Raw genomic sequence first — 25,758 nt, 5'->3', positions numbered from 1 at the left:
TCGCCTACCGCTAACCCATGCCATCCGCTCTTTCCCTACACGACGCCCTTCCGATCTGGCAGCGGCCGCGCGGGCACCGCGCGCCAGAAGCCGCCGCGCGCGACGAGCAGCACGATCCAGATCATCAGCGACACGCCGGACACCAGGAATGCAAGAACCAGCATCATCGGCGCGCCTCCTGTCGGGCGCCGGCATCGGCAAAATCAATAGGGGTCGGGAACAAAACACCCGAAACCGCACGGGCGGCCGGGCAATACGCGTAAGAATCGACGGTCATCGAATGGCCTTGAAATGAGCGCGACGCCGGGCAGCCGGAGCGGCTGCCCGCGAAACCGCGTAGTTTACTGGGTTCCGCGCGCGCCAGCGCCGACGCGGTTCTCCCGCAAATGCAACACGCCGGACACAGCACCAGAGCAAGGACTTCCCGATAGAGTTAAAATGCGCGATTAATTCGGGGTTCCGGGGCCTGGCCGGCCGGTTCGTTCCTGCCTTCATAACATCAAGCCGGGGCGAGCGAGCGAGTGCCAGCTCCTCGAACCCCGGCGTCTGTCGTCGGAGTTCGCTCACTTATGCGAGTCATCCTTGCCCAGCCCCGCGGCTTTTGTGCGGGGGTTGTCCGCGCGATCGAGATCGTCGATCGCGCGCTGCAACAGCACGGTGCGCCGGTCTATGTGCGTCATGAGATCGTGCATAACCGGCATGTCGTCGAAAATCTGCGTAATAAAGGGGCCCGATTCGTTGAAGAACTCGACGAGGTGCCCCACGGCGCTGTCGCGATCTTCAGCGCGCACGGGGTCGCCCAGACGGTCGAGCGCGACGCGGAAACGCGCGGGCTCGACGTGCTCGACGCCACCTGCCCGCTCGTCACGAAAGTGCACGTGCAGGGCCGCCAGTATGTCGCGGCGGGCCGCCGGCTGATCCTGATCGGCCATGCGGGCCACCCGGAAGTCGAGGGGACGATCGGCCAGATTCCGGCCGAGGTGATCCTCGTGCAGAGCGAAGCCGAAGTCGATACGCTGACGCTGCCCGTCGACACGCCGGTCGCGTACATTACGCAGACCACGCTGTCGGTGGACGATACGCGCGGCATCATCGAAGCGCTGCAGCGCCGGTTCACCGACCTCGTCGGCCCGGACACGCGCGACATCTGCTACGCGACGCAAAATCGCCAGGCCGCCGTGCGCGAGCTGAGCGAACAGGTTGACGTGCTGCTGGTCGTCGGTGCGACGAACAGCTCGAACTCGAACCGCCTGCGCGAGATCGGCACCGAAAGCGGTGTGCCGAGCTACCTCGTCGCCGACGGTTCGGAAGTCAAGGCCGAATGGTTCGCGAATGCGAAAACCGTGGGCCTGACCGCCGGGGCGTCCGCGCCCGAGGAGATGGTCGAAGATGTCATCGGCGCGTTGCGCGCGCTGGGTCCCGTCGACGTCACGACGATGGCGGGCCGTGAGGAAAAAGTCGAATTCAAGCTGCCGGCGAAGCTCACGCAAGCTGTCGCCCGCGAAGTTTAAGGAGGACATCTCTTGTCTATTCCGCTGCTCCAGCAAGTCCGCGTCGGCGCGTACATCACGCGCCAACACCTGTCCGGCAACAAACGCTATCCGCTCGCGCTGATGCTCGAGCCGCTGTTCCGCTGCAACCTCGCGTGCAACGGCTGCGGCAAGATCGATTACCCGGACCCCATCCTGAACCAGCGTCTGTCCGTCCAGGAATGCCTGGAAGCGGTCGACGAATGCGGCGCACCGATCGTGTCGATCGCAGGCGGCGAGCCGCTGCTGCACAAGGAAATGCCGGAAATCGTCCGCGGCATCATGAAGCGCAAGAAGTTCGTCTACCTCTGCACGAACGCGCTGCTGATGGAAAAGAAGATGGACGACTACCAGCCGAGCCCGTACTTCGTCTGGTCGGTCCACCTCGACGGTGACGCGCAGATGCACGACCACTCGGTGTCGCAGGAAGGCGTGTACGACAAGGCGGTCGCGGCCATCAAGGAAGCGAAGCGCCGCGGCTTCCGCGTGAACATCAACTGCACGCTGTTCAACGATGCGATCCCCGAGCGCGTCGCGAAGTTCTTCGATACGCTGAAGCCGATCGGCGTCGACGGCATCACCGTGTCGCCGGGCTACGCGTACGAGCGCGCGCCGGATCAGCAGCACTTCCTGAACCGCGACAAGACGAAGAACCTGTTCCGCGAAATCCTGAAGCGCGGCGAAGGCGGCAAGCGCTGGTCGTTCAGCCAGTCGTCGCTGTTCCTCGACTTCCTGGCCGGCAACCAGACGTACAAGTGCACGCCGTGGGGCAACCCGGCGCGTACGGTGTTCGGCTGGCAGAAGCCGTGCTACCTGGTCGGCGAAGGTTACGTGAAGACCTTCAAGGAACTGATGGAAGACACGAACTGGGACAACTACGGCGTCGGCAACTACGAGAAGTGCGCGGACTGCATGGTCCACTGCGGCTTCGAAGCGACCGCCGTGATGGACACGATGGCGCATCCGCTGAAGGCGTTCGCCGTGAGCCGCAAGGGCATCAAGACCGACGGCCCGTTCGCGCCGGACATTCCGATCGACAAGCAGCGCCCGGCCGAGTACGTGTTCTCGCGTCACGTCGAGATCAAGCTCGAGGAAATCCAGCGCGCCGGCAAGGGCAAGCTGCAAAAGGCGGCGAAGCCGGCAGCAGCCGCTTAAGCGCGTTTCCCCACGCGGAGGCCACGCGTCCGCGCCGGCGGGAAAGAATGAAGCGCCACGGAGTCCGCTCCGTGGCGCTTTTGTTTTGGGCCGCGATTTTGCATCGCGTTTCGCCGCCACCGTATCGATTGCCGCGACAGTCACGCATGCGCTGAATCAACGCGGCTGCGCCGGTGCGGCCGGCCCTGTCTCCTCCATCCTCCCTGCGAAACCGGTGCGACGCTACGCGGCCAGCGATTCGGCCGCATGCATGCGCAGCTTCTGCGCCGCGCCCGCGACGAGCGCCGGCTGGCCGCTCGATGCGAATGCGCAGACGTGCTCCCACAGCTCGGCCAGCCGATGCCGCGTGAGCGTCGTGACGCACGTGTCGTGCGCCGTGAGCACATGCTCGAGCACCGCGCATTCGTCGTCGCGCAGCGTCCATGCGCCGCTTTGCGCCGCGCGCGCCACGCCTGCATCGAGCGCCCGTTCCGCATCGACGCACAGGTCGATGTCCGCGTCCGCGCATACCGCATCGTCGAGCGCCAGGAACACCAGGTAGACGCTCGTGCGCAAGCGCATCAGCAGCGCCTCGCTGCCATGCCCGCTACGCAGCGCGACGAGCGCCATGTGGCATTTCAGCGAGATGTCGCGTGCATGCACGGGCGGCAGCGGCAGCAGCCACTCGCGGGTCAGCGGCACGTGGCGACGGTTCTTCCGGGCGCCCTTCATGATGGACTCCCGTCGGCGGGCGCATCGCTCGCGTCGAAAGCCGGCCATGCGATGCGGCACGCGACGGCGTCGCGGCGCGCGGCGCGCAGATGCTTCGTACGACGCCGCGCGTCGTGCCCATCGTCGCGCCGTGGCGTCGCTCGTGCGTCCGGCGGCCGGCGCGGCGCCGACGCGCGAGCGACGCCTGCAAATCGGATCGTGCAAGCCATGCTCGCCTCCTGCATCAGAACGTGTTCTCGCCCTTCAGGTAGTACGCGGTCTTCACGAAGAACGCCTTGACCGGATGGCCGCCCTGCACGTCGCGCGCGGCGCGCGCTTCCATCGCGGCATGCTCTTCGCGCGACCGGTCCGGCACCGGGTTGTGAACCCGTTCGAGTGCACGCTGCATCGCGAGCGGATAGTTCTGGTTGCCGGCCGACGTTGCGCGATAACCGGCGCGCGTCATCTGCATCAGCTGCGCGTCGGTTTCGGCACGCGCCGCCGACCAGCTCGACAGCGACGCATTCGATGCGCCGTCGATGACGGCGGACTGGGCGAAACTGACGGCGGGCAGCGCAGCGAGTGCGCAGGAAAGTACCGCAACGGGAACGAGGGATCGCATAGTGGCCTCCAGGTGGTTGTCCCCGCATCGATCATGTTCGACGATGCGTTGAAACCATCGTATGACGCGCTGCATTCCGTATGAATAGCCGATTCTGCAATTGATATTTTCGGTGTCGACACCCGGTGCGCAAATCGCGTCATGCGCGAATCCCGCCAAACAGGAATTTCTTTATTTCATTCAATGCCCTGATCTCGTTTGTTCAGACAATCCGAAGCAGCGCACGCCGCGCTGTTTCAATTTCCGAAATGACATGTTGCCGATGCGATCACCACCGGCGCACCCGCCGACAAGGCTTCCGGCGTGATATCGCGCGTGCGGATACCTCAATCGCTGGGCCCGTCGAATCGAACGGTTCTCGTGATTCAGGACAAATCATCGCGTCCGGATTGCCGGATCGAGACACGACGCGCATGGCAATGACGCGCGATAATCACGCATCGGCCGTTTCGCACGGCACCTCATGCATTCCCATTTTCATCGAGTCCTTCCATGGCTGCCCTCGACACCACCGCCATTCACAGTTGGCACGCACACGTCTATTTCGATGCGGCCAGCCGCGACGCGGCCTGGGCGTTTCGCCAGGTCGTCGACGAACGGTTCGGCGCTGTCATCGAACTCGGCCGCTTTCATGAACGCCTCGTCGGCCCGCACCCGGCCTGGTCGTACCAGATCGCGTTCGACGCCGCGCGCTTCGACGAGATCGTGCCGTGGCTCGTGCTGAACCACGGCGCGCTCGATATCTTCCTGCATCCGAATACGAACGACGAACTGCGCGACCATCGCGATTGCGCGGTGTGGATCGGGAAGTCGTATCAGCTGAATCTCGACGCGCTGGCCGGATAAGAGCCGGCACGCGGCCGCCCGCGCCGCGGCGACATCCACGTTTCGGGTCGACGTGAAACGTCCCGCGGCGGCGCGCCCCTACAGTGGGTTCCGTTATCGATGCTTCGGGAACCCGTCATGTCACACGCCCACGCCGATGTCCGGCACATTTATGAAGGCTGGCACGCGGCCGTCGTCGCGCGCGACGTCGATGCGCTGATGGCGCTGTATGCCGACGACGCCGTACTCGAAACCCCGCTGATCGTCGTCACGCTGCCCGAACACGGCGCCGGCGTGCTGCACGGCAAGGCCGCGATCGGCGCGTTCTTCGCAGCGGGCCTGCGCAATCCGGCCAACCAGCTCGGGCGCTGGTACCGCACCGGGCTGTTCTTCTCGAACGGCCGCCAGCTCACGTGGGAATACCCGCGCGCCACGCCGGACGGCGACCAGGTCGATCTCGTCGAGGTGATGGACCTGCGCGACGGGCTGATCGCGCATCATCGCGTGTACTGGGGATGGGTCGGCTTTCTCGCGCTGCGCGCCGCCACGCCGGCGCCGGACCGCGCATGACGGCCGCCGTGCCGACCCGCGCCGCGGCCCGCCGCGTGCTCGCCGCGACCTGCGTGAGCTACACGCTCGTGCTGCTCGACGCGTCCATCGTCAACGTCGCGCTCACCGACATCGCCCAGACATTCGGCAGCCGCGTGGCCGGCCTGCAGTGGATCGTGAATGCATACACGCTCGCGTTCGCGAGCCTGCTGATGACGGGTGGCACGCTCGGCGACCGGCTCGGCGATCGCGACGTCTATCTCGCCGGGCTCGCGGTATTCGCCGCCGCGTCGGCGCTGTGCGGCATCGCGCCGAGCCTCCCGGCGCTCGCGATCGCCCGCGCGTTGCAAGGCGTCGGCAGCGCGATGCTGGTGCCCTGCTCGCTCGCGCTGCTCAACCGCGCCTTCCCCGCACCGGCCGCGCGCGCGTCGGCGATCAGCCTGTGGATGGGCTGCGGTGGCATCGCGATGGCGTCGGGCCCGCTGATCGGCGGCCTGCTGATCCATCTGTTCGGGTGGCGCAGCCTGTTCTTCGTGAACCTGCCGCTCGGGCTGGCCGGCATCTGGCTCGGCCGCTCGGTCGTGCGCGCCGCCGTCGTCGACGCATCGCGGCATTTCGACTGGGGCGGCCAGGCCGCGGCCATCGTTGCGATCGCGGCACTGATCGGCACGCTGATCGAAGGCCCGACGCTCGGCTGGCGCTCGGCGCCGATCATCGGCGGCGCGGTGACGAGCGTCGTCGCGTGGAGCGCGTTCATCGCGATCGAAGCGCGGCGCCGCGAACCGATGCTGCCGCTCGCGTTCTTCCGCAACCGGCTGTTCGCCGGATCGACGGTCGTGTCGATGGCGTCGGCGTTCGTGTTCTACGGCTTGCTGTTCGTGTTCAGCCTGTTCTACCGGCAAGTCCGCGGCGCGAACCCGCTCGATACGGGGCTCGCGTTCCTGCCGATGACCGCGATGGTCGCGCTCGGCGGGCTGGGTTCGGGCAGGCTGGTTGCGCGCTTCGGCGCGCGCGGCACGATGTGCGCGGCGTTCGCGCTCTATGCGGCCGGCGCGCTCGGCATGACGGGCATCGGCGCGACGACACCCGCATGGCTCGCCGTCGCGCCGATGCTCGCGATCGGCTTCGCATCGGGATTCATCTCGCCGGCCGCGACGTCGCCGGCGCTCGGGACGGTCGACCGGCGCCGCGCCGGTGTTGCAGCGGCCGCGCTGAACGCGGCGCGGCAGAGCGGATCGGCGCTCGGGGTGGCGATTTTCGGTGCGTGCATCGCGACGCTGCAGCCGTTTCCGGCGGCGATGCGGGTGGCGCTCGGCATCGCGACCGGATTGTCGGCACTCGCCGCCGCGACATGGTGGATCACCACGCGGCCGACACCGGTACCCGGCGAACCGGCCACGCAGCTGCGGACCGCCACGCGCCGGTAGCGCATGCTCCGGCAGGTGCGCGCGCGGCGGCACGGCGCGCCGTCATTGCCTCAACGCCGCCTGCCGCTCACGCGACATACATCGCGACACTGACGAACTGGCACAGGCTCCCGGCCAGCACGAACAGATGCCAGATGCCGTGCCCGTGGCGAATGCGCTCGTCGTTGATGAAGAAGTAGATACCCGCGCTGTAGATCAGGCCGCCGGCCACGAGCCACGCGGTACCGACGGGCGGCAGCGCATGGATCAGCGGACGCACCGCGACGAGCGCGAGCCAGCCCATCGCCACGTACAGGATCATCGACAACAGGCGCGTGCGCCGCCCGAGCGTCAGCTCCTGCACGATCCCGAACACGGCCAGCCCCCAGCTCACGCCGAACAGCGACCAGCCCCACGGGCCGCGCAGCGTGACCAGCGTGAACGGCGTATAGCTGCCGGCGATCAGCAGGTAGATCGCCGAGTGGTCGCACTTCTGCAGGATTGCTTTCAGGCGCGGATTGCGGACGCTGTGGTACAGCGTCGAGATCGCATAGAGCAGGATCAGCATCGCGCCATACACGCTGAAGCTCACCACTTTGTAAGGATCGCCTTCGAGCGCGCCCATCGTCACGAGTGCCACGAGACCGACCACCGACAGCACCGCGCCGACGAGATGGGAAATGCTGTTGAAACGCTCACCGACATGCACGACGTGTTCTCCTGCGGGTCCATCGGGAAAAGAGGGAACCCTATGATACCGGCCGGCGGAATTTGCCGTGCTGCGTTCAGGCAAACGGCGCAGCACGCCGCCGGCCCGCCAAAGAAAAAAGCGCCACGACATGCATCGCGGCGCTTCCCTTTCGGTTACCGAACGGCCTGGACCGCCCGGTTCAACAGCACTTCCCCGCGCCCGACCCGTACCGCGCGTTCTGACGCTCGCGGAAGAATTCCTCATACGTCATCGGTTCGCGGTCCGGATGGGTCGCGCGCATGTGCGCGACGTAGGTGTCGTAGTCGGGCAGGCCGACCATCAGCCGCAACGCCTGCCCGAGGTAACGCCCCGCGCTGCGCAGGTCGCTGCCAAGATCGCTGAACATCGCGGCCTCCCCTTAACGTCCGCTGCCGAGCGCCTGCGCGGCCGGCATCGCTTCGTACGGCGTCTCGCGCACCGTCGGCTTCGACTCGCGGCGCGCGCGCAGCACGGCGATCACGCCGTACACCGCGATCGCCACGACGACGAAGATGAACAGCCCGGCCAGCGCCGCATCGATGTAGTCGTTGAAGATGATCCGCTTCATCTGCGCGATCGACTTCGCCGGCGCGAGCACCTTGCCTTCGTCCACCGCGGCCTGCAGCTTCGCGGCGTGCGCGAGGAAGCTGACCTTCGGGTTCGCGTCGAAAATCTTCTGCCAGCCGGCGGTCAGCGTGCAGATCAGCAGCCACACGGTCGGCACGATCGTCACCCACGCATAGCGCTCGCGCTTCATCTTGAACAGCACGACCGTGCCGAGCACCAGCGCGATCGCGGCGAGCATCTGGTTCGAGATGCCGAACAGCGGCCACAGCGTGTTGATGCCGCCGAGCGGGTCGACCACGCCCTGGTACAGGAAGTAGCCCCACGCGGCCACGCACAGCGCGGTGGCGACCAGGTTCGCGGGCAGCGACTCGGTGCGCTTGAGCGCCGGGTGGAACGTGCCGAGCAGGTCCTGCAGCATGAAGCGGCCCGCGCGCGTGCCGGCATCGACGGCCGTCAGGATGAACAGCGCCTCGAACAGGATCGCGAAGTGATACCAGAACGCCATCATCGCTTCGCCGCCGATCACCTGGTGCAGGATGTGCGCCATGCCGACGGCCAGCGTCGGCGCGCCGCCCGCCCGCGCGATGATCGTCGTTTCGCCGACGGCCTTCGCGGTCTGCGTCAGCATGTCGGGCGTCAGCACGAAGCCCCATTGCGTGACCGTGTTGGCCACCGCTTCCGGCGTCGAGCCGAGCACGGCGGCCGGTGCGTTCATCGCGAAGTAGATACCCGGCTCGATCACGCAGGCAGCGACCAGCGCCATGATCGCGACGAACGATTCCATCAGCATCGCGCCGTAACCGATGAAGCGCGCGTTGGTTTCGTTGTCGATCAGCTTCGGCGTCGTGCCCGACGAGATCAGCGCATGGAAGCCCGACACGGCACCGCACGCGATCGTGATGAACAGGAACGGGAACAGGTTGCCCGACCACACCGGGCCCGTGCCGTCGACGAACTTCGTCAGCGCGGGCATCTTCAGTTCCGGCGCGACGACCAGGATGCCGATCGCGAGGCCGAGGATCGTGCCGATCTTCAGGAAGGTCGACAGGTAGTCGCGCGGCGCGAGCAGCAGCCACACCGGCAGCACCGACGCGACGAAGCCGTAGCCGATCAGGATCCACGTGAGCTGCGTGCCCGTGAACGTGAACCACGCGGCGAGCGTCGGCGAATCGTGCACGTGCTGGCCGAATGCGATCGATGCCATCAACAGCACGAAGCCGATGATCGACACTTCGCCGATGCGGCCCGGACGGATGTAGCGCGTGTAGACGCCCATGAACAGCGCGATCGGGATCGTCGCGGCGACGGTGAACGTGCCCCACGGCGAATTGGTCAGCGCCTTCACGACGATCAGCGCGAGCACCGCGAGGATGATCACCATGATCAGGAACGCGCCGAACAGCGCGATCACGCCGGGCACCGTGCCGAGCTCCATCTTGACGAGATCGCCGAGCGAGCGGCCGTCGCGGCGCGTCGAGATGAACAGCACGATGAAGTCCTGCACCGCGCCGGCGAACACGACGCCGGCCAGGATCCACAGCATGCCGGGCGTGTAGCCCATCTGCGCGGCGAGCACGGGCCCGACGAGCGGGCCGGCGCCGGCGATCGCGGCGAAGTGATGGCCGAACAGCACGTACTTGTTGGTCGGCACGTAGTCGAGGCCGTCGTTGTACTTGACGGCCGGCGTCATCCGCAGCCCGTCGAGCTGCATGACCTTGCTGGCGATGAAACGGCTGTAGAAGCGATACGCGATCAGATACACGCAGACTGCGGCGATCACGATCCAGAGGGCACTGACGCGCTCGCCGTGTGCGAGTGCGATCGTGCCGAACGCGAACGCGCCGAGCAGCGCGACCGCGATCCAGAGCAGGGTACTGGAAGCCCGATTCATGGCGTCTCCTGGTCTCCAATGTGTTTTTGAGTGGATGCGGCGAGGGGCCGAACCCGCGTGACGTCGATGCGTCGTGCCGCAGCCTCGCAGAGGTCGCGGCGATGGGCCGTAGTATTCCGCGCGACCGGGGCGGCTTACAAGCGGATAACTACGTATGCGGAGCTACGTAGAATTACGTAGATGTATGGCGCGGGCACGGCATCGTGCGGCGATTGATCGCGAACGGCGAGCCACGTACAGTGTTCGCCTGCCTCCCTTCCGGAACTGTCATGCCGCTCAGATTTCAGAAGATGAACGCAAATGGCGACGACTTCGCCATCGTCGACCTGCGCGGTCAGGATCAGGATCAAGCGCCCCCCATCGCCCCGGATCTGGTGCGGCGCATGGGCGACCGGCGTTTCGGCATCGGCTTCAACCAGCTCGCGGTCGTGTCGGACTGCGACGACGCGGCGGCCCGCGTCGCGTTCTGGAACGCGGACGGCACGCCGCTCGACACCTGCGGCAGCGCGACGCGCGGCGTCGCGTGGCAACTGATGCGGGAAACCGGCCTGTCGTCGCTCGTGCTGCGGACGCCCCGCGGGTATCTCGTGTGCTCGACGGAGGCGAACGGCCTGGTCACCGTCGAGATGGGCCGGCCGCTCACCGGCTGGCGGGACGTGCCGCTCGCCGAGTCACTCGACACCCTCGCGCTGCCGCTGCCCGGCGCGCCGGCCGCGTGCAACATGGGCAATCCGCACTGCACGTTCTTCGTCGACGATCTCCGCACGATCGATGTCGCGGCGCTCGGCCCGGCCATCGAAACGCACCCGCTGTTTCCGCGGAAAACCAACGTGCATTTCGTTCAGGTCATCGATCGCACGCATGTTCGCCTGCGCATCTGGGAGCGCGGCGGCGGCGTGCCGCTCGGTTCGGGATCGTGTTCGTGCGGGGCGGTCGTCAATGGCATCCGGCGCGGGTTGCTCGACGAGACCGTGCGGGTCGAGTGCGACGGCGGCGACGTGACGGTGCGCTGGGACGGCGCCGGCAGTGTGCTCCTGAGCGGGCCGGTCACATTTGGGTTCAGCGGAGTATGGCTGTGACGGCCGACGACGCACACACGTTCCAGGCACTGCGTCCGCGCCTGCAGAAGATCGCGTACCGGATGCTCGGCTCCATCGCGGACGCCGAGGACATCGTGCAGGACGTCTGGCTGCGCTGGCACGACACGGCACGCGACGGGATCGAGAACACCGAAGCGTGGCTCGTCGCCGTCACGACACGCACGTCGATCGACCGCCTGCGCGCGGCAAAGATCCGGCGCGAGCAATACGCGGGGATCTGGCTGCCCGAGCCGGAACTCGACGCATCACCGGCCACGCCCGAGGAAATGACCGAGCGCGCGAACGACGTGTCGGTCGCGTTCCTGCTGCTGCTCGAACGGCTGACGCCGGAGGCGCGCGCCGCCTTCCTGCTGCATGAAATCTTCGAGATCGACTACGACCGGATCGCCGACGCGATCGGCAAGTCCGAAGCCGCGTGCCGGCAACTCGTCAGCCGTGCCAAGGCGCGGCTGCGCGACGACGACTCGCCTCGCCATGCGGTGCCGCGCGAAACGCACCACCGGTTGCTGCAGACGTTCTCGCACGCGCTCGCGCAGGGCGACTTCCCGTCGATCCAGGCGCTGCTCGCCGAGGACGCGACCCTGATCGGCGACGGCGGCGGCAAGGTCCGGAGCGTCCCGAGGCCAATGGTCGGCAGCCGGCGTGTCGCACAACTGTTCTATGCGACGTGGCTGCGCCACGGCAGCGGGGTCGAGATGCGGCCCGTCGTGCTCAACGGCCAGTGGGCCATGCTGCGCTTCATCGACGGACAGCTCGACGCCGCGATGTCGTTCGAGACCGACGGCACGCGCATCGTCCGGATTCTCGTGCAGCGCAACCCCGACAAGCTCGCCCGGCTCGCGGCAGCAACCTGCATCGCTGGGTGACGTGCGCGCATCGCGCGCCATCGAAGCTCGTGCTCGTGCCGGAAAAAATCCTGCCCGCCCGCCGCCGCGTCCCATTTTTTAAAAAAGATGGCGGACGGTGTCACAGGCCGCTGTGCTGAAACGTCTAGTCGCGTACGGACACCACGATTCCAGCACCTTCATGTCAGATACTTCCATCCGCCGCCCCGACGCCGACGATCCGTTCGCGCGCACCTTCTCGACCTGCTACGCCGGCGTGGTCACCTTCCTGGCCGTCGTCACCGAAGGCAGCTTCGCCCGCGCCGCCGATCGCCTCGGCGTCGGCCGCTCGTCGGTCAGCCGCCACGTGCAGCGGCTCGAGGACCGGCTCGACGCGCGCCTGTTCCAGCGCACGACGCGCAGCATGTCGCTCACGCGCGAAGGCGAACGCTTCTATGAAAACTGCCGGCCCGGCATCGAACAGCTCGCGCAGGCGATCGAGGACATGCGCGAGCTGCGCAGCGGCCCGCCGAGCGGACACCTGCGGATCGGCTCGACGCCCGGCTTCGGCCGCAAGATCATCGCGCCGCTGCTGGGCGATTTCCACGCGCAGTATCCGGACATCACGCTCGAACTGCTACTGAACGACCGGCCGGCCGATTTCTCCGCCGACCGCATCGACGTCGCGTTTCGCGACGGCCGCATGGAGGACAGCGCGATCGTCGCGCGCCAGTTGATTCCGATGCAGATGATCGTCTGCGCGTCGCCGTCGTACGCGCACCGGCACGGCTTGCCGCGTCACGTGGACGAGCTGGCGCAGCATCGCTGCATCAACCTGCGCACCGCGTCGGGCCGCGTGACGGAATGGGAATTCAAGATCGACGGGCTGGCGCAGCAGCACCAGCTCGCCGCGCATCACACCTTCAACGACATGGATCTAGTCGTGCGCGCGGCGCTCGACGGGCTCGGCATCGCGCAACTGCCCGCGTACCAGGTGTGCGACCTGCTCGCCGACGGGCAACTGGTGAGCTGCCTCGGCCAGCACGCGCCGGACGACGGCGGACACTATCTGTGTTACCTGAGCCGCAAGCACCTGCCGACGCGCATCCGCGCATTCATCGACTACATGATCGAACAGACGCGCGCACGCGACCTGCAGTGCCTGACGACGATGACCACGATGACCACCGTAACGACGACGGCGCCGCTGGAGCCGGTCGATTGATGCATTCGAAGCAACACCGTGAGCACCTGTGGGGCTCTACCGAATCGCGCGGCATCTGCCTACGATGCGGGTTGATCGAACGGCGTGCGGGCATCGCGGCGCGCCATTCGGCAACGTGCCTGCGCACGCGTGCGAATGCGATGCGCGCCGGCTTCGACCGATTCAGGCGGCGCGCCTCCCGCGCGCCCGTTCAAGGAGAGCAACCGTGAAGATCGTCGTGATTGGTGGTACCGGCCTCATCGGCAGCAAAGTCGTCAGGAACCTGATCGCGCGCGGCCACGACGCCCTGGCGGCAGCGCCGTCGACCGGCGTCGATACGATCACGGGCGCGGGGCTCGGCGACGCGCTGGCGGGCGCGGACGTCGTGGTCGATCTCGCGAACTCGCCGTCGTTCGAGGAAGCGGCCGTGAAGGCATTCTTCGAGACGTCGGGGCGCAACCTGTTCGCCGCGGAGCGCGCGGCGGGCGTGCGCCATCACGTCGCGCTGTCGGTGGTCGGTACCGACCGCCTGCAGCAAAGCGCGTATTTCCGCGGCAAGCTCATTCAGGAAGACCTGATCCGCGCAGCAGGCGTGCCGTACACGATCGTGCGCTCGACGCAGTTCTTCGAATTCGTCGGCGCGATTGCACAGGCGAGCGCCGACGGCGACGCCACGCGGCAGGCCACCGCGTTCTTCCAGCCGATCGCGTCGGACGACGTCGCGGCCGCCGTCACCGATGTCGCGCTCGACGCACCGCGCAACGGCATCGCCGAAATCGGCGGCCCCGATCGGGTGCGGATCGCCGACCTGGTCGAACATTTCCTGAAGATCACGCACGACCCGCGCACGGTGGTCAGGGACGCAGGCGCCGATTATTTCGGCGCGATACTGCAGGACGACACGCTCGTCCCCGCGCCCGGCGCGCGCCTCGCTGCGACGACCTTCGATACGTGGTTCAAAAAAAACCAGCCCGCGCGCTGAGTTGCACCGCAGGATCGCACACGCCATGACGCCGCTACGGCCGCCGCCGCTCTCGCTGCTCGACAAGTATCGCGGGCGGGAACCGCAGACGCTCTATTCGACGACGGTGACCGTCACGGGCGGGGCTGCGGAGCATGGCCGCGCATCGGGTGTCGCGCGTTCCGACGACGGCCGCCTCGATGTGGCGCTGCGCCTGCCGTCCGCACTGGGCGGGCCGGGCGACGGCCCGAACCCGGAGCAACTGTTTGCCGCGAGCTATGCGGCGTGCTTTCACGGGGCGCTGAGCCTGCTCGCCACGCGAGCCGGCGTGTCGATCGCCGGCGCGTCGGTCAGTGCATCGGTCGACTTCTGCCGCGATCCGGTGGATGGGCTGTTCATGCTGAACGCGAACATTCGTGTGCAACTGCCGGGCGTCGAGCGCACGGTGGCGGAAGAACTCGTCCGCAATACCGAGCGCTTCAGCCCTTATACGAAGATGGCGCACGAAGGCATCAGCCACATTGTGGCGCTCGCGCCACCGGACGATCCGTCGAACGGCTGACCGCAAACAAAATGCCCGGCGCGTTGCGCGCCGGGCATTGCCAATCGGTGCCGGCTCAGTGCTTGTCGTCGAGCTTCTTCGGCTTCGGCGGCGACGGCACCTTCGCGTACTGGAACGCGGGCGTCGCCTTCAGCGCATCCTTCGTCGCGCCCGGCAGGTAGATGTTGCCGTTGCGCACGTCGAGCGATGCGATCGGCACCGCGACGTCATGCGCGGCCACGCCGAGGAAGCCGCCGGCCGACACGATCGCCGCCGATACCGAGCCGTCCGGCGCGACGATCAGGTCGCGCACGGTGCCGACCTTCTGGTTCTCGTCGTTGTAGACGGCCTTGCCGAGCACGCTCTTCTTCACGCTCCAGCCTTCGAGCAGCGCCTGCGATTGCTCGACGGTCACGCTGATCGGCTGCGCACCCGCGATCTGCGCATGTGCGCTGACGCTCGAGGCGAGGACGGTTGCTGCGATGAGGGTCTTGTAGAAAGCCATGCTGTTATGCACTCCGGTGAATTGTTGTCGGTGTCGGCGGCCGGCCAAGCCGCCTCCGTGCATGCGCCGCGTGAAACGAAAAGGCCTCTGTACGACGCATCACACCGGCCCATGGTAGCGCCACTCGCGAAACGCTGCATCGGACGTGATGACGCAGCCGCTGTCAGGCGCGTCTTGCCATGGCGACGTTACGGATACCGCAGCGAATCACGTACATCGCCCTCGTCACGCGCTGCGCGCCTGCACGCGCCGTTGCCGCACTGCCTCCGCCAGCACGTCGAGCACCGGCTCCGTCTGCGTCCAGCTCAGGCATGCATCCGTGATCGAGACGCCGTACTTCAGCGGCACACCCGGCTTCAGGTCCTGGCGCCCGGCCTCGAGATGGCTTTCGACCATCACGCCGACGATCCGCTGCTCGCCCTGCGACAGTTGCCGCGCGAGATCCTGCGCGACGTCGATCTGCCGGTCGTGCGACTTGTTCGAATTCGCATGCGAACAGTCGACCATCACCTGCTCGCGCAGGCCGGCCTTGCGCAGCACCGCGCAGCTCGCCTCGACATGCTCGGCGTCGTAGTTCGGGCCGTTCTTGCCGCCGCGCAGGATCACGTGCGCGTCGTCGTTGCCGCGCGTCTCGAAGATCGCGGCCATCCCCATCTTCGTCATCCCCATGAACGCATGGCTCGCGGCCGCGGCGACGATCGCGTCGGACGCGACCTGCACGCCGCCGTCGGTGCCGTTCTTGAAGCCGATCGGGCAGCTCAGGCCCGACGCGAGCTGGCGATGGCTCTGGCTCTCGGTCGTGCGCGCGCCGATCGCGCCCCACGCGATCAGGTCGGCGATGTATTGCGGGCTCAGCAGGTCGAGGAATTCGGTCGACGCCGGCAGGCCCAGTGCGTTGATGTCGAGCAGCAGTTGCCGCGCGGCGCGCAGCCCTTCGTTGATGCGGAAGCTGCCGTCGAGGCGCGGATCGTTGATGTAGCCCTTCCAGCCGACCGTCGTGCGCGGCTTCTCGAAGTAGACGCGCATCGTGATCAGCAGGTCGTCCTTCAGCGCATCGGCGGCGATCTTCAGGCGGCGCGCGTAATCGAGCGCCTGGTCGTGGTCGTGGATCGAGCACGGGCCGACGACGAGCAGCAGCCGGTCGTCGCGGCCGTGCAGGATGTCGCCGATCGCGCGGCGCGTATCCTCGACGAGCGTCTGCGTGGCGGCCGGCACCGGCAGTTCGTCCAGCAGCAGCGCCGGCGAAATCAGCGGGCGCACGGCGCCGATGCGGACGTCGTCGATGCGCGTGGTGTCCTGCGTCGCGTCGGCGCTGCCTACCTCGCGATCGTGGGAAGGATTGTCGAGGTTCTGCATGGTGATTCTCCGGGGGACGTCTGGAATGATGGGCAGGCTCGATTATGGCACCCGGGCGGGACGGTGGCGGGTTGCGGCGGGGAGACCGACGCGGCGGCCTTGCCGCAGCGCGACGCAGATCAAAAGGCGAAAAGAAAAAGGCGACCCGCGAAGGGTCGCCCGGCCATGCGCCGCCTCACTCGCGGCGTGGCGGCTAGTGCAGCGTCTCGGGCGCCAGCGAATTGCTCGGCAGCAGCGACGTCAGCCAGCAATTGCTCGGCGCGGCCCTCCCGTTGAAACGGTCGTAGAGCCACGGCAGCATGCCGGCCACCCACGGCACGATCGCGCCCGCATGTTCGAGCGGATACTCGTTGTACGTGACCGGCGTGCCGCTGGCGCAGAACTTCTGCGCCAGCGCGCGCACGTCGTACGCCATCATCACGCCGTCGCCCACCTGGCTGCTGAAGGTGCCATCGAGCGCGCCGGCCGTGCCCTGGCCAATGAACATCGGGATCGTCGGCGATGCGGCCAGCCCCGCATTCACCTTGTTCGCATACGTCACGTACACGGGAATGCTGTTGATGTCGTTCGCGTATTGCGGCTTGAACAGCGTGCCCCAGCGCAGCCCCGTGTACTTCGGCAGGATGTAGGCGAGCGACTGGCTCTGGATGTCCTTGAACACGGCGACGCCGGTATCGCTGAGATAGGGCGTCAGGTCGAAGCCGTAGCCGCGCGACAGCCCGGCCAGCGCGGCCGCGGCCACGCCGCCCCACACGATGCTGCCGTCGACGTAGCGCAGGTTGTGCGCGGGATCGACCAGCACGCCGCCTTCCGCCGCGCCGACGAGCTGCCGGTTGATCTCGGGCGCATAGCTCGGCGCGAGCTGCGCGGCCCAGTTCGTCGCGATCGCGCCGCCGGAATAGCCGATCATCGCGACCTTGCTCGACGGATTCAGGCCCGTGGACGGCGTATTGAGCGCCGCGCGGATCGAATCGAGCGTCGTCATCCCGTATTCGGGGCCGGCGGCGAAGTCGGCCGTCTGGCCTTCCGTATCGGGCACGATGACGTTGTAGCCGAGCAGCAGCAGCGTCGACAGCGGGATCGATTCCGCGCTGTAGAGCAGCGTGCCGACGTTGATGATCTTGGTCACGTCGCGGTCGCCGGCGATTACCTGCGACGGCTCGTCGTACGGATTCAGCGAATCGTAGGCCGACTGGTACGAGATGGCCTGGCCGTTGCTGACCGGGCTCCGGATCACCGACGTCACGTTGACGACCGGCTGGTTCAGCGCGTTATGGGTGCGATACAGCAACTGCTGCGCGGTCAGCGCGGTGGGGATGCCGGCCACGTGGTAGGTGACGTTGCGCGTCTTGAGCACCGTGCCCGGTGGAATCGATGCCAACGGCGTGGTGCCGGTGTACGTGTAGAACGGGTCGGATACGGCTGGCGCGGCGGCGCTGGCTGCCGGCGCGTTGATGGCCAACGCGGCGGACATCGCTGCCGCGGCCATCATGAAACGTCTGGAGGACATGGTTGGGGCCCCTGGGATAACCTGCTTTCATCGAAGGAAGTTCGCGGTGTTGCAGACCATCGCGTGTGCCGCTTCAAAACCGTTTCCGAGCCATCGACTGTCTCCTGTGAATGAGTAATCCGGCCTGTTCTGAACCTGTAATTTTAGTAGGACTACAAACCGGATGAATTGAAGCACAACGAGCGCGCGCCCGATGGGCGTTTTCGATTGTTTGAAGGTAAACGTCTAAATCGGTCGCCGCGCGATGCGGGTTGCGCAGGCCATTCGGCCGACTGTCCGCGTGTTGTCGAAGTGCCGTACGATCACGGCTGTCCGGTACCGAAGGCCACGTCGTGCGATGCCGGCCGCGCCGCATACTGACTGCCTGTAACCGATCGCTCCCTGCCCAATCGATACGCCACGATGACCGTCTCCGAACTGCTCCGCGCCATCCGCCAACCGTATGCCGACCTGCTCGCGAAAGCGGCGGCGCAACCGGCCGTGATCGTCGAACCGGCCTACCGGCGGGCCGACGGCACGCTCGCCACCGAAGGGCCGCTCGCGTTGCCGTGCCGGGCCGACCTCATCGCCACTGAAGGCGAATCGGCCGGCCAGCCGGCGATGGTCGATTCCGCCACGCAGCTGGCGTTCGAGCCGTTGGCGTTCGACCTCGAAACAGCAGCCGTGTCGATCCGCCCGTTCGTGTGGGACTGGGCCGCGATCGAGGCCGATGGTCTCGACGCAAGCGCGGCCGTCGAGGCGTTCAAGGCGTGGTTCTTCGCGTGGTTCGACGTCGACGACGAGAACACGCCGGCCGAAGACGGCCTGCACGGCATCGCTCACTACCTGTCGGAACCGGTTCGCACGGAACACGGGTGGCGCGTCAATGCGGATCTCGGCTCCGCGCCCGAGACGGCCGTCGAGGATCTGCTGTTCCGGCTCGTCGATGCAGGCGCGACGCGGATCGTGCTCGGTTGATGCCGCATTTCATTCTTCACCGACCCATCATGAAAAAAATCCTTGCCGCCCTGCTGCTCTGCGCGTCGCTGCCCGCGTTCGCGAAGGTCTCCACCGAGGTGTACTGCTTCAAATCGGACGGCGACAAACCGGTGCGCTTCGAGATGCGCACCTACTACGACGACGCCGTCGGCTGGTCAGGCGGCATGGTCCGCTATGCGAAAGCGAAAACGGCGCTGCCGCTGGTGGTCGAGCACGTGGACGAGGAAGTGCTCGCCGAGGGCCGCCCGCACCAGTTCACGACAACCTGGGTCGAGATGGTCGACGGCAGGATCAACGGGCGGTACGAGATGATGTCGCAAGGCGCGATGATCTATTCGATGACCTATACCAGCGCGCGCACCGGCAAGCAGACCGCGTTCGGCAGGGTACTGGACGTCGACGCGTCCGAACAAACCGGGTGCCGCTGGTGATGCGCCCGCTGATCCGGATCGTGCTGGTGCTGATTGCGTTGCGCGCGGGCTGTGTCGATGCCACGCCGCGCACGGTCTATGAAGGAACGCTGCAGGGCGCCGGCGCCGTCGTGATGGAACTCGACGATCGCCCGGCTGCGGATGGTTCGATCTCGGGCCGCTACTTCTATGCGCAGCACGGCGTCGATATTCCGCTGCACGGCACGCCCGCGCAACTGGTCGAACCGCTCGTGCGATCGCAGTTGCCGGACGATGCCCGCAGTTCGTTGGGATTCGGCCAGCAAGCCGATTTCGATCATGCCGCGGCCACCTGGCAGGGCACGCGGGACAAGGCCGGCTATCGCGGCCGCTGGATCGATGCGCGCTCTGGCAAGTCACGTAATTTCACGCTGCGGCGCGTTGCGGAATACGATCCCGATGCGGTTGCGCCCGGTGCCGTCGAAGCGATCACTGCCGTGTACGGGAGTGGTGTCGGCAGCGGCATCGCGCGTAGCGCGGACATCGACATGCAGCACGCGCCGTATGCCACGCTGAAGCTTGCCGGGCATGCACGGCCGGTGGGCCCCGAGATCGGCGACGGCACGGTCGCGTACCGGATGTGGAGCGACCCGCGCACGGTGCTCGCATATCCGCGGCTGAGCCGATACCCCGATCCGGCCGTGATGGCGCGAGTCAACCATCTGCTGGAACAACGGCACTGGCAGATGAGTCTCGCGGCGCTCGAATGCGCATCGACGCGCTATAGCGACGACGGGTCGGCATCCGGATCGCTCGGCGGCTACGACGACGAGCAAGTGACGGTCACTTGGCTGTCGCGTGCGGCGATGGGTATCGTCGAATCGGGCAGCCTGTTCTGCGGCGGCGCGTACCCGGACAATCACTACGATCCTGTCACGTTCGACCTGCTGCGCGGCGCGTACCTCGAATGGAACCGCGTGATTGACGCGACCGTGGCGGGCAAGGACGGCAATCCGGAAACGAGCCCCGCGCTGGCGGGTTTCATTACGCGATTGCGCGACAAGACAACACACGGTCTGCAAGTGACGGACGGCAAAGGCGATTCGCTGTCGTGCGCCGACGTGTTCCCCGAATATCTGGCGTTCGAGCTCGATGCCCCCGGCAAGCTGTCGTTCGCCGTATCCGGGATTGGCCACGCGGCAGGCGCCTGCCTCGGGCCGCAACTCGATGCGCCATTTGAGGCGCTGGCGCCGATCCTGAAACCAGGCGGTTCGCGCTATCTCGTACCGGGCGTCAAGCTGAAGTAACGCGGCGATGCGGGTAGTCCCCGCATCGCGCCCCGACCCGGCCGTGCTGCGACGTGGCCATCCCGTGGCGGGCCACCGCCGCCATCTACATCAGCCCGCGTCGCCTTGCGCGTCGACGTCGATGCCCAGCTCGCCGGCCATCCGCAGAACCAGCGCATTCAACCGCGCCACTTCATCCGCGAGGCGCTTCTGTTCGGCCTTCAGCGCTTCGAATTCGGAAGGCGGCACCGAGTCCGCACTGCCGGACTCCGCGCTGGCGAAATCGGCCAAATTCACTTCGCCGCACATCAGGTGCATCCAGCGGTTCTCGCGCGCGCCCGGTGCACGCGGCAGCCGGACGACGAGCGGCTGCGCACGCGCCGCGAGTTCGTCGAGAAACGCCTCGACCGACGAGATGTCCGCGAAACCGTGCAGGCGCGCGCTGTTCAGGCGCAGTTCGGCGGCCGTCTGCGGGCCGCGCAGCAGCAGGATCGTCAGCAGCGCGATCGCCTGGCTCGGAATGCCGAGCACGCGGTTCATGTTGTGCTCGAAACGCGGCACGCGGCTGCTGCTGCCTTCCATCACGATGCTCAGGTGCTTCAGCCCGTCGAGCGCGGTCGTGACCTCATCCTCGCTGACGTTCATCACCGGCGAGCGCGCGGTTTTCTGGTTGCAGCCCGCGGTCAGCGCATTCAGCGACAGCGGATAGGTGTCCGGCACCGTGTGCTGTTTCTCGACGAGCACACCGAGAATGCGGGCCTCGAGGGGCGTGAGTTCGCGAAGGGCGCGTGGCGTGGGCGTATCCGGCGTGGTGTTCATGAGTGGGTCGCAGCGTGCAGCAGGTGAAGGGAAACGGTCGCGGCCCGTCCGGCATCGCGCACGGGCGAGCCATATAATAGCTCGCGTCGCGTGGCCCGGCGCCGCGCGGCGCGCCGGCGCGCGCACTTGCCGCAGCAGGCTTTCGTCCAACGTATCGGCGAGCCCGCGCCGCGCGGCGTCGGATACGCGCAGCACCGCGGATTCCGCCTCCGCACACACGGCGGCGTTTGCACGCCCCGCATGCGAGCGCTACGATATGCGTCACCCCGACGTCTGCGGCGCCGCGCGGCCGCCATCGCACGCAATACCACGCATCGTCTGTCCCGCACGCCATGCCGCCACGCATGCGCACCGCTCGTCGACGCCGCTTATCCCGTTCACCCCTTCGAACAGCTCATCACCATGACCGCATCCTCTTCCGCCCCGCACGTGCGCGCCATCGTCACCGGACACACGCGCGGCCTCGGCGCGTCGCTCGCCGAACAACTGCTGCTGGAAGGCGTCGCCGTGCTCGGCGTGTCGCGCAGCCGCCATCCGTCGCTCGCGTCGCAAGCCGGCGACCGCTTCGCCGAAATCGAACTCGACCTGTCGGACCCGGCGGCCGTCGCGGCCTGGCTGGCCGGCGACACGCTGCGCCGCTTCGTCGACGGCGCGTCGATCGTGCTGCTGTTCAACAACGCGGGCATCGTCGATCCGATCGGCCCGCTCGCCGCGCAAGACCCGTCGATCGTCGCGCGCGCGGTCGGCGTGAACGTCGCGGCGCCGCTGATGCTGTCGGCCGCGCTCACGCAAGCGGCAGGCGCCACGACCGAATGCCGGATCCTGCACGTGTCGAGCGGGGCGGCACGCAACGCGTACGCGGGCTGGAGCGTCTACTGTGCGACCAAGGCGGCACTCGATCACCATGCGCGTGCAGTCGCACTCGACGCGAACCGCGCGCTGCGGATCTGCAGCGTCGCGCCGGGCGTCGTCGATACGGGCATGCAGGCGACGATCCGCTCGACCAGCGAAGACAACTTCCCGATGCGCGAGAAATTCGACCAGCTGAAGTCGAGCGGCGCGCTCGCGACGCCCGAGGCGGCCGCGCGACAGCTGATCGGCTATGCGCTGAGCGACGCGTTCGGCTCGGTGCCCACCGCCGACGTGCGGGAACTGCCGAGCCACTGAGTCACGCGGCACGCGGCACGCGGCACGCGGCGCATCATCGTCCTTCGAGCCGCTTCGTCCAGTCTTCGACCTGCCGCTCCGTCCGGCGCCTTTCGAGCATCGTGCGCCAGCCGGGCGGCAATATCGGCACGGCGCACAGCGCATCGAGCGCGGCCATGTCTAGCGTGCGCCGGTACAGCACGTCGAGCACCGCCGCCAGCGGCCATTGCGGGTAGCGGCGCTCATCCAGCGTCAGCACGTCACCCGACTCCACCCAGCCTTCCTGCAGCACGCGGTAGTACCAGCCGGTCCGGCCGCTTTGCTGCACGAGCGCGGCCATCCGCGGATGATCGAAGCGCGCGTTCAGCTTCCAGCACGGCTGCCGCGACTGCGACACCTGAAGCACGGCGCCGCCCAGCGTGAACACATCGCCGAGGCACACGTCGTGCTCGGTCACGCCGAGCGTCGACAGGTTCTCGCCGAACGCGCCCGGTTGCGCCAGCACGTCGCGCGCGCCGATTTGCGCCGACCACCACGCATAGTGATCGTGCGCATAGTGGTGCACCGCCTTGTCTGGCCCACCGTGATGCCGCGCATCGGCCTGCTCGTCGCCGGCGAAGCCGAGCGTGCCCAGCCACAGACGCGCGTCGACCGGCTGCTTGTCGATCGCGCTGGCGTGCGGCGTGCCGGCCAGCGGCCGGCGCTTGCCGACCTGCACCGCGTCGATGGCGGCAGAGATCAGCGGCCGTGTCGTATCGCTCATGTCGTCACACCGTCGGGCAGCGCCGCGAGCAGGCGTTCGAGTTCGCGCGTGCGCGCGTCGCCGAGCGGCATCAGCGGCTTTCTCGGTTCGCCGGCATCGAAGCCGCGCAGGCGCAACCCGGCCTTCACGGTCACCGGCAATCCGCCGTTGACGATGAACTGCAGCAGCGGCAGCTGCGCATGAAAGACCGTCCTCGCACGCGCCAGGTCGCCCGCCTGCATCGCGTCGAACAGCGCCAGCGGCAACGCCGCATTCAGGTTCGGCGCGGCCGTGCACCATCCGGCCGCACCCGCCGCGAGCGCGGCGAGCGCCATCGGATTGCTGCCGTTGTAGAACGGAATCGCGCCGTCGCTCAGTTGCGCGAGCCGGTGCATCCGCCCGATGTCGCCGGTGCTCTCCTTCACCATCGTCACGTTGTCGACGGTCCGGCAGATCGTCGCGATCAGGTCGGGCGACATGTCGACGCCGCTCGTCGCGGGGTTGTTGTACAGCATGATCGGGATGCCGATGGCAGCGCCGATCGCGCGATAGTGCGCGACGATCTCGTCGTTGGCGAGCTTCCAGTACGACACCGGCAACACCATCACCGCATCGGCACCGGCCTGTTCGGCAAAGCGGGCGCGGCGCACCGCGCCCGCCGTGGTGAGATCGGAAATGCCGACGACGGTCGGCACGCGCCGCTTCACCGCACGAATCGACGCGGTGGCGACCGCGTCCCATTCGGCGTCGGACAGGTACGCGCTTTCGCCGGTACTGCCCAGCGGGGCGATCGCGTGGACGCCATCGGCAATCAGCCGCTCGATCAGCGCTTCGAGCGCTTTCAGGTCGACGCCGCCGTCAGCGGAGAACGGCGTAACCGGGTAGGCAATGATGCCTTTCAGCAGGATGGACACGATAGGTATTCCTCAATGATGATCTGGGACAAGAACGACGAATCGCCCGCTCATGCGACGCAGTCCTGATGCGTCCGCAATGCCCGGCGTGCGTAGTAGTCGAACGTCACCGCATCGCGCTTCGGCTTCGAAATCCAGTCGTGCGCTTCGCGCGCCAGCGCCGGCGGCACCGGCTTGATTTCACCGGCCGCCATCGCGAGCAGCTGCAGCTTCGCGGCCCGCTCGATCAGCAGCGCGAGCATGCACGCTTCCTCGATCGTCTTGCCGACCACGAGCTGGCCGTGGTGCGACAGCAGGATCGCGCGCTTGCTGCCGAGCGCCTTCGAGATGATCTCGCCCTCCTCGTTGCCGACCGGCACGCCGGGCCAGTCCTTCAGGAACGCGCAATCGTCGTACAGCGGGCAGGTATCCATGTGCGACACGACGAGCGGCTGCTCGAGCATCGACAGCGCCGCGACATGCGCCGGATGCGTATGGATGATGCAGTTCACGTCCGGGCGCTCGCGGTAGATCCACGTATGGAACCGGTTGGCCGGATTCGGGATGCCCTCGCCGTCGACGACGTCGAGATCCTCGTTGACCCGCAGCAGGTTCGCCGCCGAGATCTCGTCGAAACCGAGCCCGAGCCGCTGCGTGTAGTACGTGCCGGCCTCGCCCGCGCGGCAGGTGATCTGCCCGGCCAGGCCCGAATCGTGACCGGCGTCGAACAGGATCCGGCACGTGAGCGCGAGCTTCTGCCGCGCGGACCAGCCGCTGTCGCCCACCGCGTTGTCCAGACGCCGCTCCGCCAGCGCGACCAGCGCCTCCTTCGTCAGATTCAGCGTTTCCGCCATGTTCACCTCCTGAATGGATCGGGTCGGTCGCGCCGTCCGCGGCCGCTTTCCCGGCAAAACATGACACACGATACACCACAGGACACTTTGTGTCATGCGTTACAATCGGTTTTTCGAAGGACACCTGGCGCCCCATGACGATTCGCCTGAAGCTGCTCAGAAAACAGAAGGGCTGGACGCTCGACGTGCTGGCCGACGAGACGGGCCTCACCAAGAGCTACCTGTCGAAAGTCGAGCGCGGCCTGAGCGTGCCGTCGATCGCGGTCGCGCTGAAGCTGTCGAAGGCGCTGAACGTCGACGTCGAGCAGTTGTTCTCGGAAAGCCACAACCGCGAGCTGATCACGGTCACGCGCGCCGGCGAGCGCACGACGATGGGCGCCGCAGCCGACAGCCAGGCCCACCGCTTCGAAAGCATCGCGGCCGGCGTCGCGCCGAAGAAGATGTTGCCGTTCGTCGTGCATCCGCCGCACGAATTCGTCGCGTCGACGTTCCGCGAGCACGAAGGCGAGGAATTCCTGTTCGTGCACAAGGGGCGCGTCGAAATCGAATTTCCGAACGAGACGGTGCAACTCAAGGCCGGCGATTCAGTCTATTTCAACGCACTCATCCCGCACCGCACGCGCAGCCTCGGCACCGCGCAGGCGGAGATCCTGGTCATCGTCAGTCACGACGACTAGCATCGTCAC

28 protein-coding genes are annotated in these 25,758 nt (G+C 67.2%); 15 read left to right on the top strand and 13 right to left on the bottom strand.

Annotation, left to right across the window (positions count from 1 at the left end; all coding sequences use genetic code 11):
• Window positions 1-35 precede the first annotated feature (35 nt).
• A complete protein-coding gene (locus G3N98_RS40170; RefSeq protein WP_277396895.1) occupies window positions 36-167 on the bottom strand; it encodes a hypothetical protein in 132 nt (43 codons plus the stop codon).
• A gap of 402 nt (window positions 168-569) precedes the next feature.
• On the opposite strand from G3N98_RS40170, the gene ispH reads away from it, so the two are divergent.
• Window positions 570-1,511, top strand: a complete 942-nt coding sequence (gene ispH, locus G3N98_RS10190) for a 4-hydroxy-3-methylbut-2-enyl diphosphate reductase (RefSeq protein ID WP_039349543.1) — start codon at window positions 570-572, stop codon at window positions 1,509-1,511.
• A gap of 12 nt (window positions 1,512-1,523) precedes the next feature.
• Window positions 1,524-2,684 (top strand): adenosyl-hopene transferase HpnH, encoded by a 1,161-nt coding sequence (hpnH, locus tag G3N98_RS10185; protein ID WP_039349540.1) that lies wholly within the window; start codon window positions 1,524-1,526, stop codon window positions 2,682-2,684.
• Between the two features lie 222 nt (window positions 2,685-2,906).
• On the opposite strand, the gene G3N98_RS10180 is transcribed toward hpnH, so the two are convergent.
• Window positions 2,907-3,395 (bottom strand): hypothetical protein, encoded by a 489-nt coding sequence (locus tag G3N98_RS10180; protein ID WP_175239936.1) that lies wholly within the window; start codon window positions 3,393-3,395, stop codon window positions 2,907-2,909.
• Window positions 3,396-3,618: 223 nt separating this feature from the next.
• The gene (locus G3N98_RS10175; RefSeq protein WP_206148091.1) at window positions 3,619-3,996 is read right to left on the bottom strand and encodes a hypothetical protein; all 378 of its coding nucleotides are present in this window, start codon (window positions 3,994-3,996) and stop codon (window positions 3,619-3,621) included.
• Window positions 3,997-4,488: 492 nt separating this feature from the next.
• Here G3N98_RS10175 and G3N98_RS10170 point away from each other — a divergent pair, with 492 nt between their 5' ends.
• The 3 genes from G3N98_RS10170 (at window position 4,489) to G3N98_RS10160 (ending at window position 6,797) form a co-directional block, all read left to right on the top strand.
• Window positions 4,489-4,842 (top strand): DOPA 4,5-dioxygenase family protein, encoded by a 354-nt coding sequence (locus G3N98_RS10170; RefSeq protein ID WP_175239937.1) that lies wholly within the window; start codon window positions 4,489-4,491, stop codon window positions 4,840-4,842.
• Between the two features lie 117 nt (window positions 4,843-4,959).
• Complete coding sequence (locus G3N98_RS10165) at window positions 4,960-5,391, top strand: nuclear transport factor 2 family protein (RefSeq protein ID WP_206148090.1); 432 nt, start codon at window positions 4,960-4,962, stop codon at window positions 5,389-5,391.
• The gene (locus tag G3N98_RS10160) at window positions 5,388-6,797 is read left to right on the top strand and encodes an MFS transporter (protein WP_206148089.1); all 1,410 of its coding nucleotides are present in this window, start codon (window positions 5,388-5,390) and stop codon (window positions 6,795-6,797) included. The genes G3N98_RS10165 and G3N98_RS10160 overlap by 4 nt, the downstream gene beginning before the upstream one ends.
• Before the next feature lie 67 nt (window positions 6,798-6,864).
• Here G3N98_RS10160 and G3N98_RS10155 read toward each other — a convergent pair whose 3' ends face one another.
• The 3 genes from G3N98_RS10155 to G3N98_RS10145 form a co-directional block, all read right to left on the bottom strand.
• Window positions 6,865-7,485, bottom strand: a complete 621-nt coding sequence (locus G3N98_RS10155; RefSeq protein WP_039349524.1) for a hemolysin III family protein — start codon at window positions 7,483-7,485, stop codon at window positions 6,865-6,867.
• Between the two features lie 181 nt (window positions 7,486-7,666).
• Window positions 7,667-7,873: a YbdD/YjiX family protein gene (locus tag G3N98_RS10150; RefSeq protein ID WP_011353713.1), complete on the bottom strand. Its 207-nt coding sequence runs from the start codon at window positions 7,871-7,873 to the stop codon at window positions 7,667-7,669.
• Between the two features lie 12 nt (window positions 7,874-7,885).
• Window positions 7,886-9,964, bottom strand: a complete 2,079-nt coding sequence (locus G3N98_RS10145) for a carbon starvation CstA family protein (protein ID WP_089428804.1) — start codon at window positions 9,962-9,964, stop codon at window positions 7,886-7,888.
• A gap of 269 nt (window positions 9,965-10,233) precedes the next feature.
• Between G3N98_RS10145 and dapF the strand changes: the two genes are divergently transcribed.
• From dapF to G3N98_RS10120, 5 genes are all read left to right on the top strand, one after another.
• A complete protein-coding gene (dapF, locus tag G3N98_RS10140) occupies window positions 10,234-11,043 on the top strand; it encodes a diaminopimelate epimerase (RefSeq protein WP_206148093.1) in 810 nt (269 codons plus the stop codon).
• Window positions 11,034-11,930 carry an RNA polymerase sigma-70 factor gene (locus G3N98_RS10135; RefSeq protein ID WP_206148088.1) on the top strand — a complete coding sequence of 299 codons (897 nt, stop codon included), beginning with the start codon at window positions 11,034-11,036 and terminating at the stop codon, window positions 11,928-11,930. The genes dapF and G3N98_RS10135 overlap by 10 nt, the downstream gene beginning before the upstream one ends.
• A gap of 160 nt (window positions 11,931-12,090) precedes the next feature.
• Window positions 12,091-13,113: a LysR family transcriptional regulator gene (locus G3N98_RS10130; protein WP_206148087.1), complete on the top strand. Its 1,023-nt coding sequence runs from the start codon at window positions 12,091-12,093 to the stop codon at window positions 13,111-13,113.
• A gap of 205 nt (window positions 13,114-13,318) precedes the next feature.
• On the top strand, window positions 13,319-14,074 hold the full coding sequence (locus G3N98_RS10125; RefSeq protein ID WP_206148086.1) for an SDR family oxidoreductase: 756 nt from the start codon (window positions 13,319-13,321) through the stop codon (window positions 14,072-14,074).
• 25 nt (window positions 14,075-14,099) lie between these two features.
• Window positions 14,100-14,615 (top strand): Ohr family peroxiredoxin, encoded by a 516-nt coding sequence (locus G3N98_RS10120; protein WP_089475879.1) that lies wholly within the window; start codon window positions 14,100-14,102, stop codon window positions 14,613-14,615.
• Window positions 14,616-14,670: 55 nt separating this feature from the next.
• Here the strand turns inward: G3N98_RS10120 and G3N98_RS10115 are convergent, their stop codons facing one another.
• The 3 genes from G3N98_RS10115 to G3N98_RS10105 form a co-directional block, all read right to left on the bottom strand.
• Window positions 14,671-15,099: a PRC-barrel domain-containing protein gene (locus G3N98_RS10115; RefSeq protein ID WP_046548755.1), complete on the bottom strand. Its 429-nt coding sequence runs from the start codon at window positions 15,097-15,099 to the stop codon at window positions 14,671-14,673.
• A 225-nt stretch (window positions 15,100-15,324) separates the two neighbouring features.
• On the bottom strand, window positions 15,325-16,455 hold the full coding sequence (locus G3N98_RS10110) for a 3-deoxy-7-phosphoheptulonate synthase (RefSeq protein WP_089475880.1): 1,131 nt from the start codon (window positions 16,453-16,455) through the stop codon (window positions 15,325-15,327).
• A gap of 193 nt (window positions 16,456-16,648) precedes the next feature.
• The gene (locus G3N98_RS10105) at window positions 16,649-17,965 is read right to left on the bottom strand and encodes a lipase family protein (protein WP_089433502.1); all 1,317 of its coding nucleotides are present in this window, start codon (window positions 17,963-17,965) and stop codon (window positions 16,649-16,651) included.
• A 402-nt stretch (window positions 17,966-18,367) separates the two neighbouring features.
• Here G3N98_RS10105 and G3N98_RS10100 point away from each other — a divergent pair, with 402 nt between their 5' ends.
• From G3N98_RS10100 to G3N98_RS10090, 3 genes are read left to right on the top strand one after another with little or no spacing between them, the layout of a single operon-like run.
• Window positions 18,368-18,922 (top strand): hypothetical protein, encoded by a 555-nt coding sequence (locus G3N98_RS10100; RefSeq protein WP_206148085.1) that lies wholly within the window; start codon window positions 18,368-18,370, stop codon window positions 18,920-18,922.
• A 29-nt stretch (window positions 18,923-18,951) separates the two neighbouring features.
• On the top strand, window positions 18,952-19,374 hold the full coding sequence (locus G3N98_RS10095; RefSeq protein WP_175239624.1) for a hypothetical protein: 423 nt from the start codon (window positions 18,952-18,954) through the stop codon (window positions 19,372-19,374).
• On the top strand, window positions 19,374-20,639 hold the full coding sequence (locus G3N98_RS10090) for a hypothetical protein (RefSeq protein ID WP_206148084.1): 1,266 nt from the start codon (window positions 19,374-19,376) through the stop codon (window positions 20,637-20,639). The genes G3N98_RS10095 and G3N98_RS10090 overlap by 1 nt, the downstream gene beginning before the upstream one ends.
• 90 nt (window positions 20,640-20,729) lie before the next feature.
• Here the strand turns inward: G3N98_RS10090 and G3N98_RS10085 are convergent, their stop codons facing one another.
• The gene (locus G3N98_RS10085) at window positions 20,730-21,437 is read right to left on the bottom strand and encodes a YceH family protein (protein WP_089475884.1); all 708 of its coding nucleotides are present in this window, start codon (window positions 21,435-21,437) and stop codon (window positions 20,730-20,732) included.
• A 402-nt stretch (window positions 21,438-21,839) separates the two neighbouring features.
• Between G3N98_RS10085 and G3N98_RS10080 the strand changes: the two genes are divergently transcribed.
• Complete coding sequence (locus G3N98_RS10080; protein WP_175239620.1) at window positions 21,840-22,604, top strand: SDR family oxidoreductase; 765 nt, start codon at window positions 21,840-21,842, stop codon at window positions 22,602-22,604.
• A 34-nt stretch (window positions 22,605-22,638) separates the two neighbouring features.
• Here the strand turns inward: G3N98_RS10080 and G3N98_RS10075 are convergent, their stop codons facing one another.
• The 3 genes from G3N98_RS10075 to G3N98_RS10065 are packed head-to-tail and all read right to left on the bottom strand — an operon-like array spanning window position 22,639 to window position 25,072.
• Window positions 22,639-23,346, bottom strand: coding sequence for an MOSC domain-containing protein (locus tag G3N98_RS10075; protein WP_206148083.1), 708 nt, complete (start codon window positions 23,344-23,346; stop codon window positions 22,639-22,641).
• Window positions 23,343-24,239, bottom strand: coding sequence for a dihydrodipicolinate synthase family protein (locus G3N98_RS10070; protein WP_206148082.1), 897 nt, complete (start codon window positions 24,237-24,239; stop codon window positions 23,343-23,345). Before G3N98_RS10070 ends, G3N98_RS10075 begins: the two co-directional genes overlap by 4 nt.
• 50 nt (window positions 24,240-24,289) lie before the next feature.
• The gene (locus G3N98_RS10065; protein WP_124583211.1) at window positions 24,290-25,072 is read right to left on the bottom strand and encodes an aldolase; all 783 of its coding nucleotides are present in this window, start codon (window positions 25,070-25,072) and stop codon (window positions 24,290-24,292) included.
• A 134-nt stretch (window positions 25,073-25,206) separates the two neighbouring features.
• On the opposite strand from G3N98_RS10065, the gene G3N98_RS10060 reads away from it, so the two are divergent.
• A complete protein-coding gene (locus G3N98_RS10060; protein ID WP_089475889.1) occupies window positions 25,207-25,749 on the top strand; it encodes an XRE family transcriptional regulator in 543 nt (180 codons plus the stop codon).
• The last annotated feature ends 9 nt before the right edge of the window (window positions 25,750-25,758 follow it).

It is taken from the genome of Burkholderia sp. Tr-20390, from assembly GCF_017104595.1.
Lineage (GTDB): Bacteria > Pseudomonadota > Gammaproteobacteria > Burkholderiales > Burkholderiaceae > Burkholderia.
This window is presented reverse-complemented; position numbering and strand designations above follow the sequence as displayed.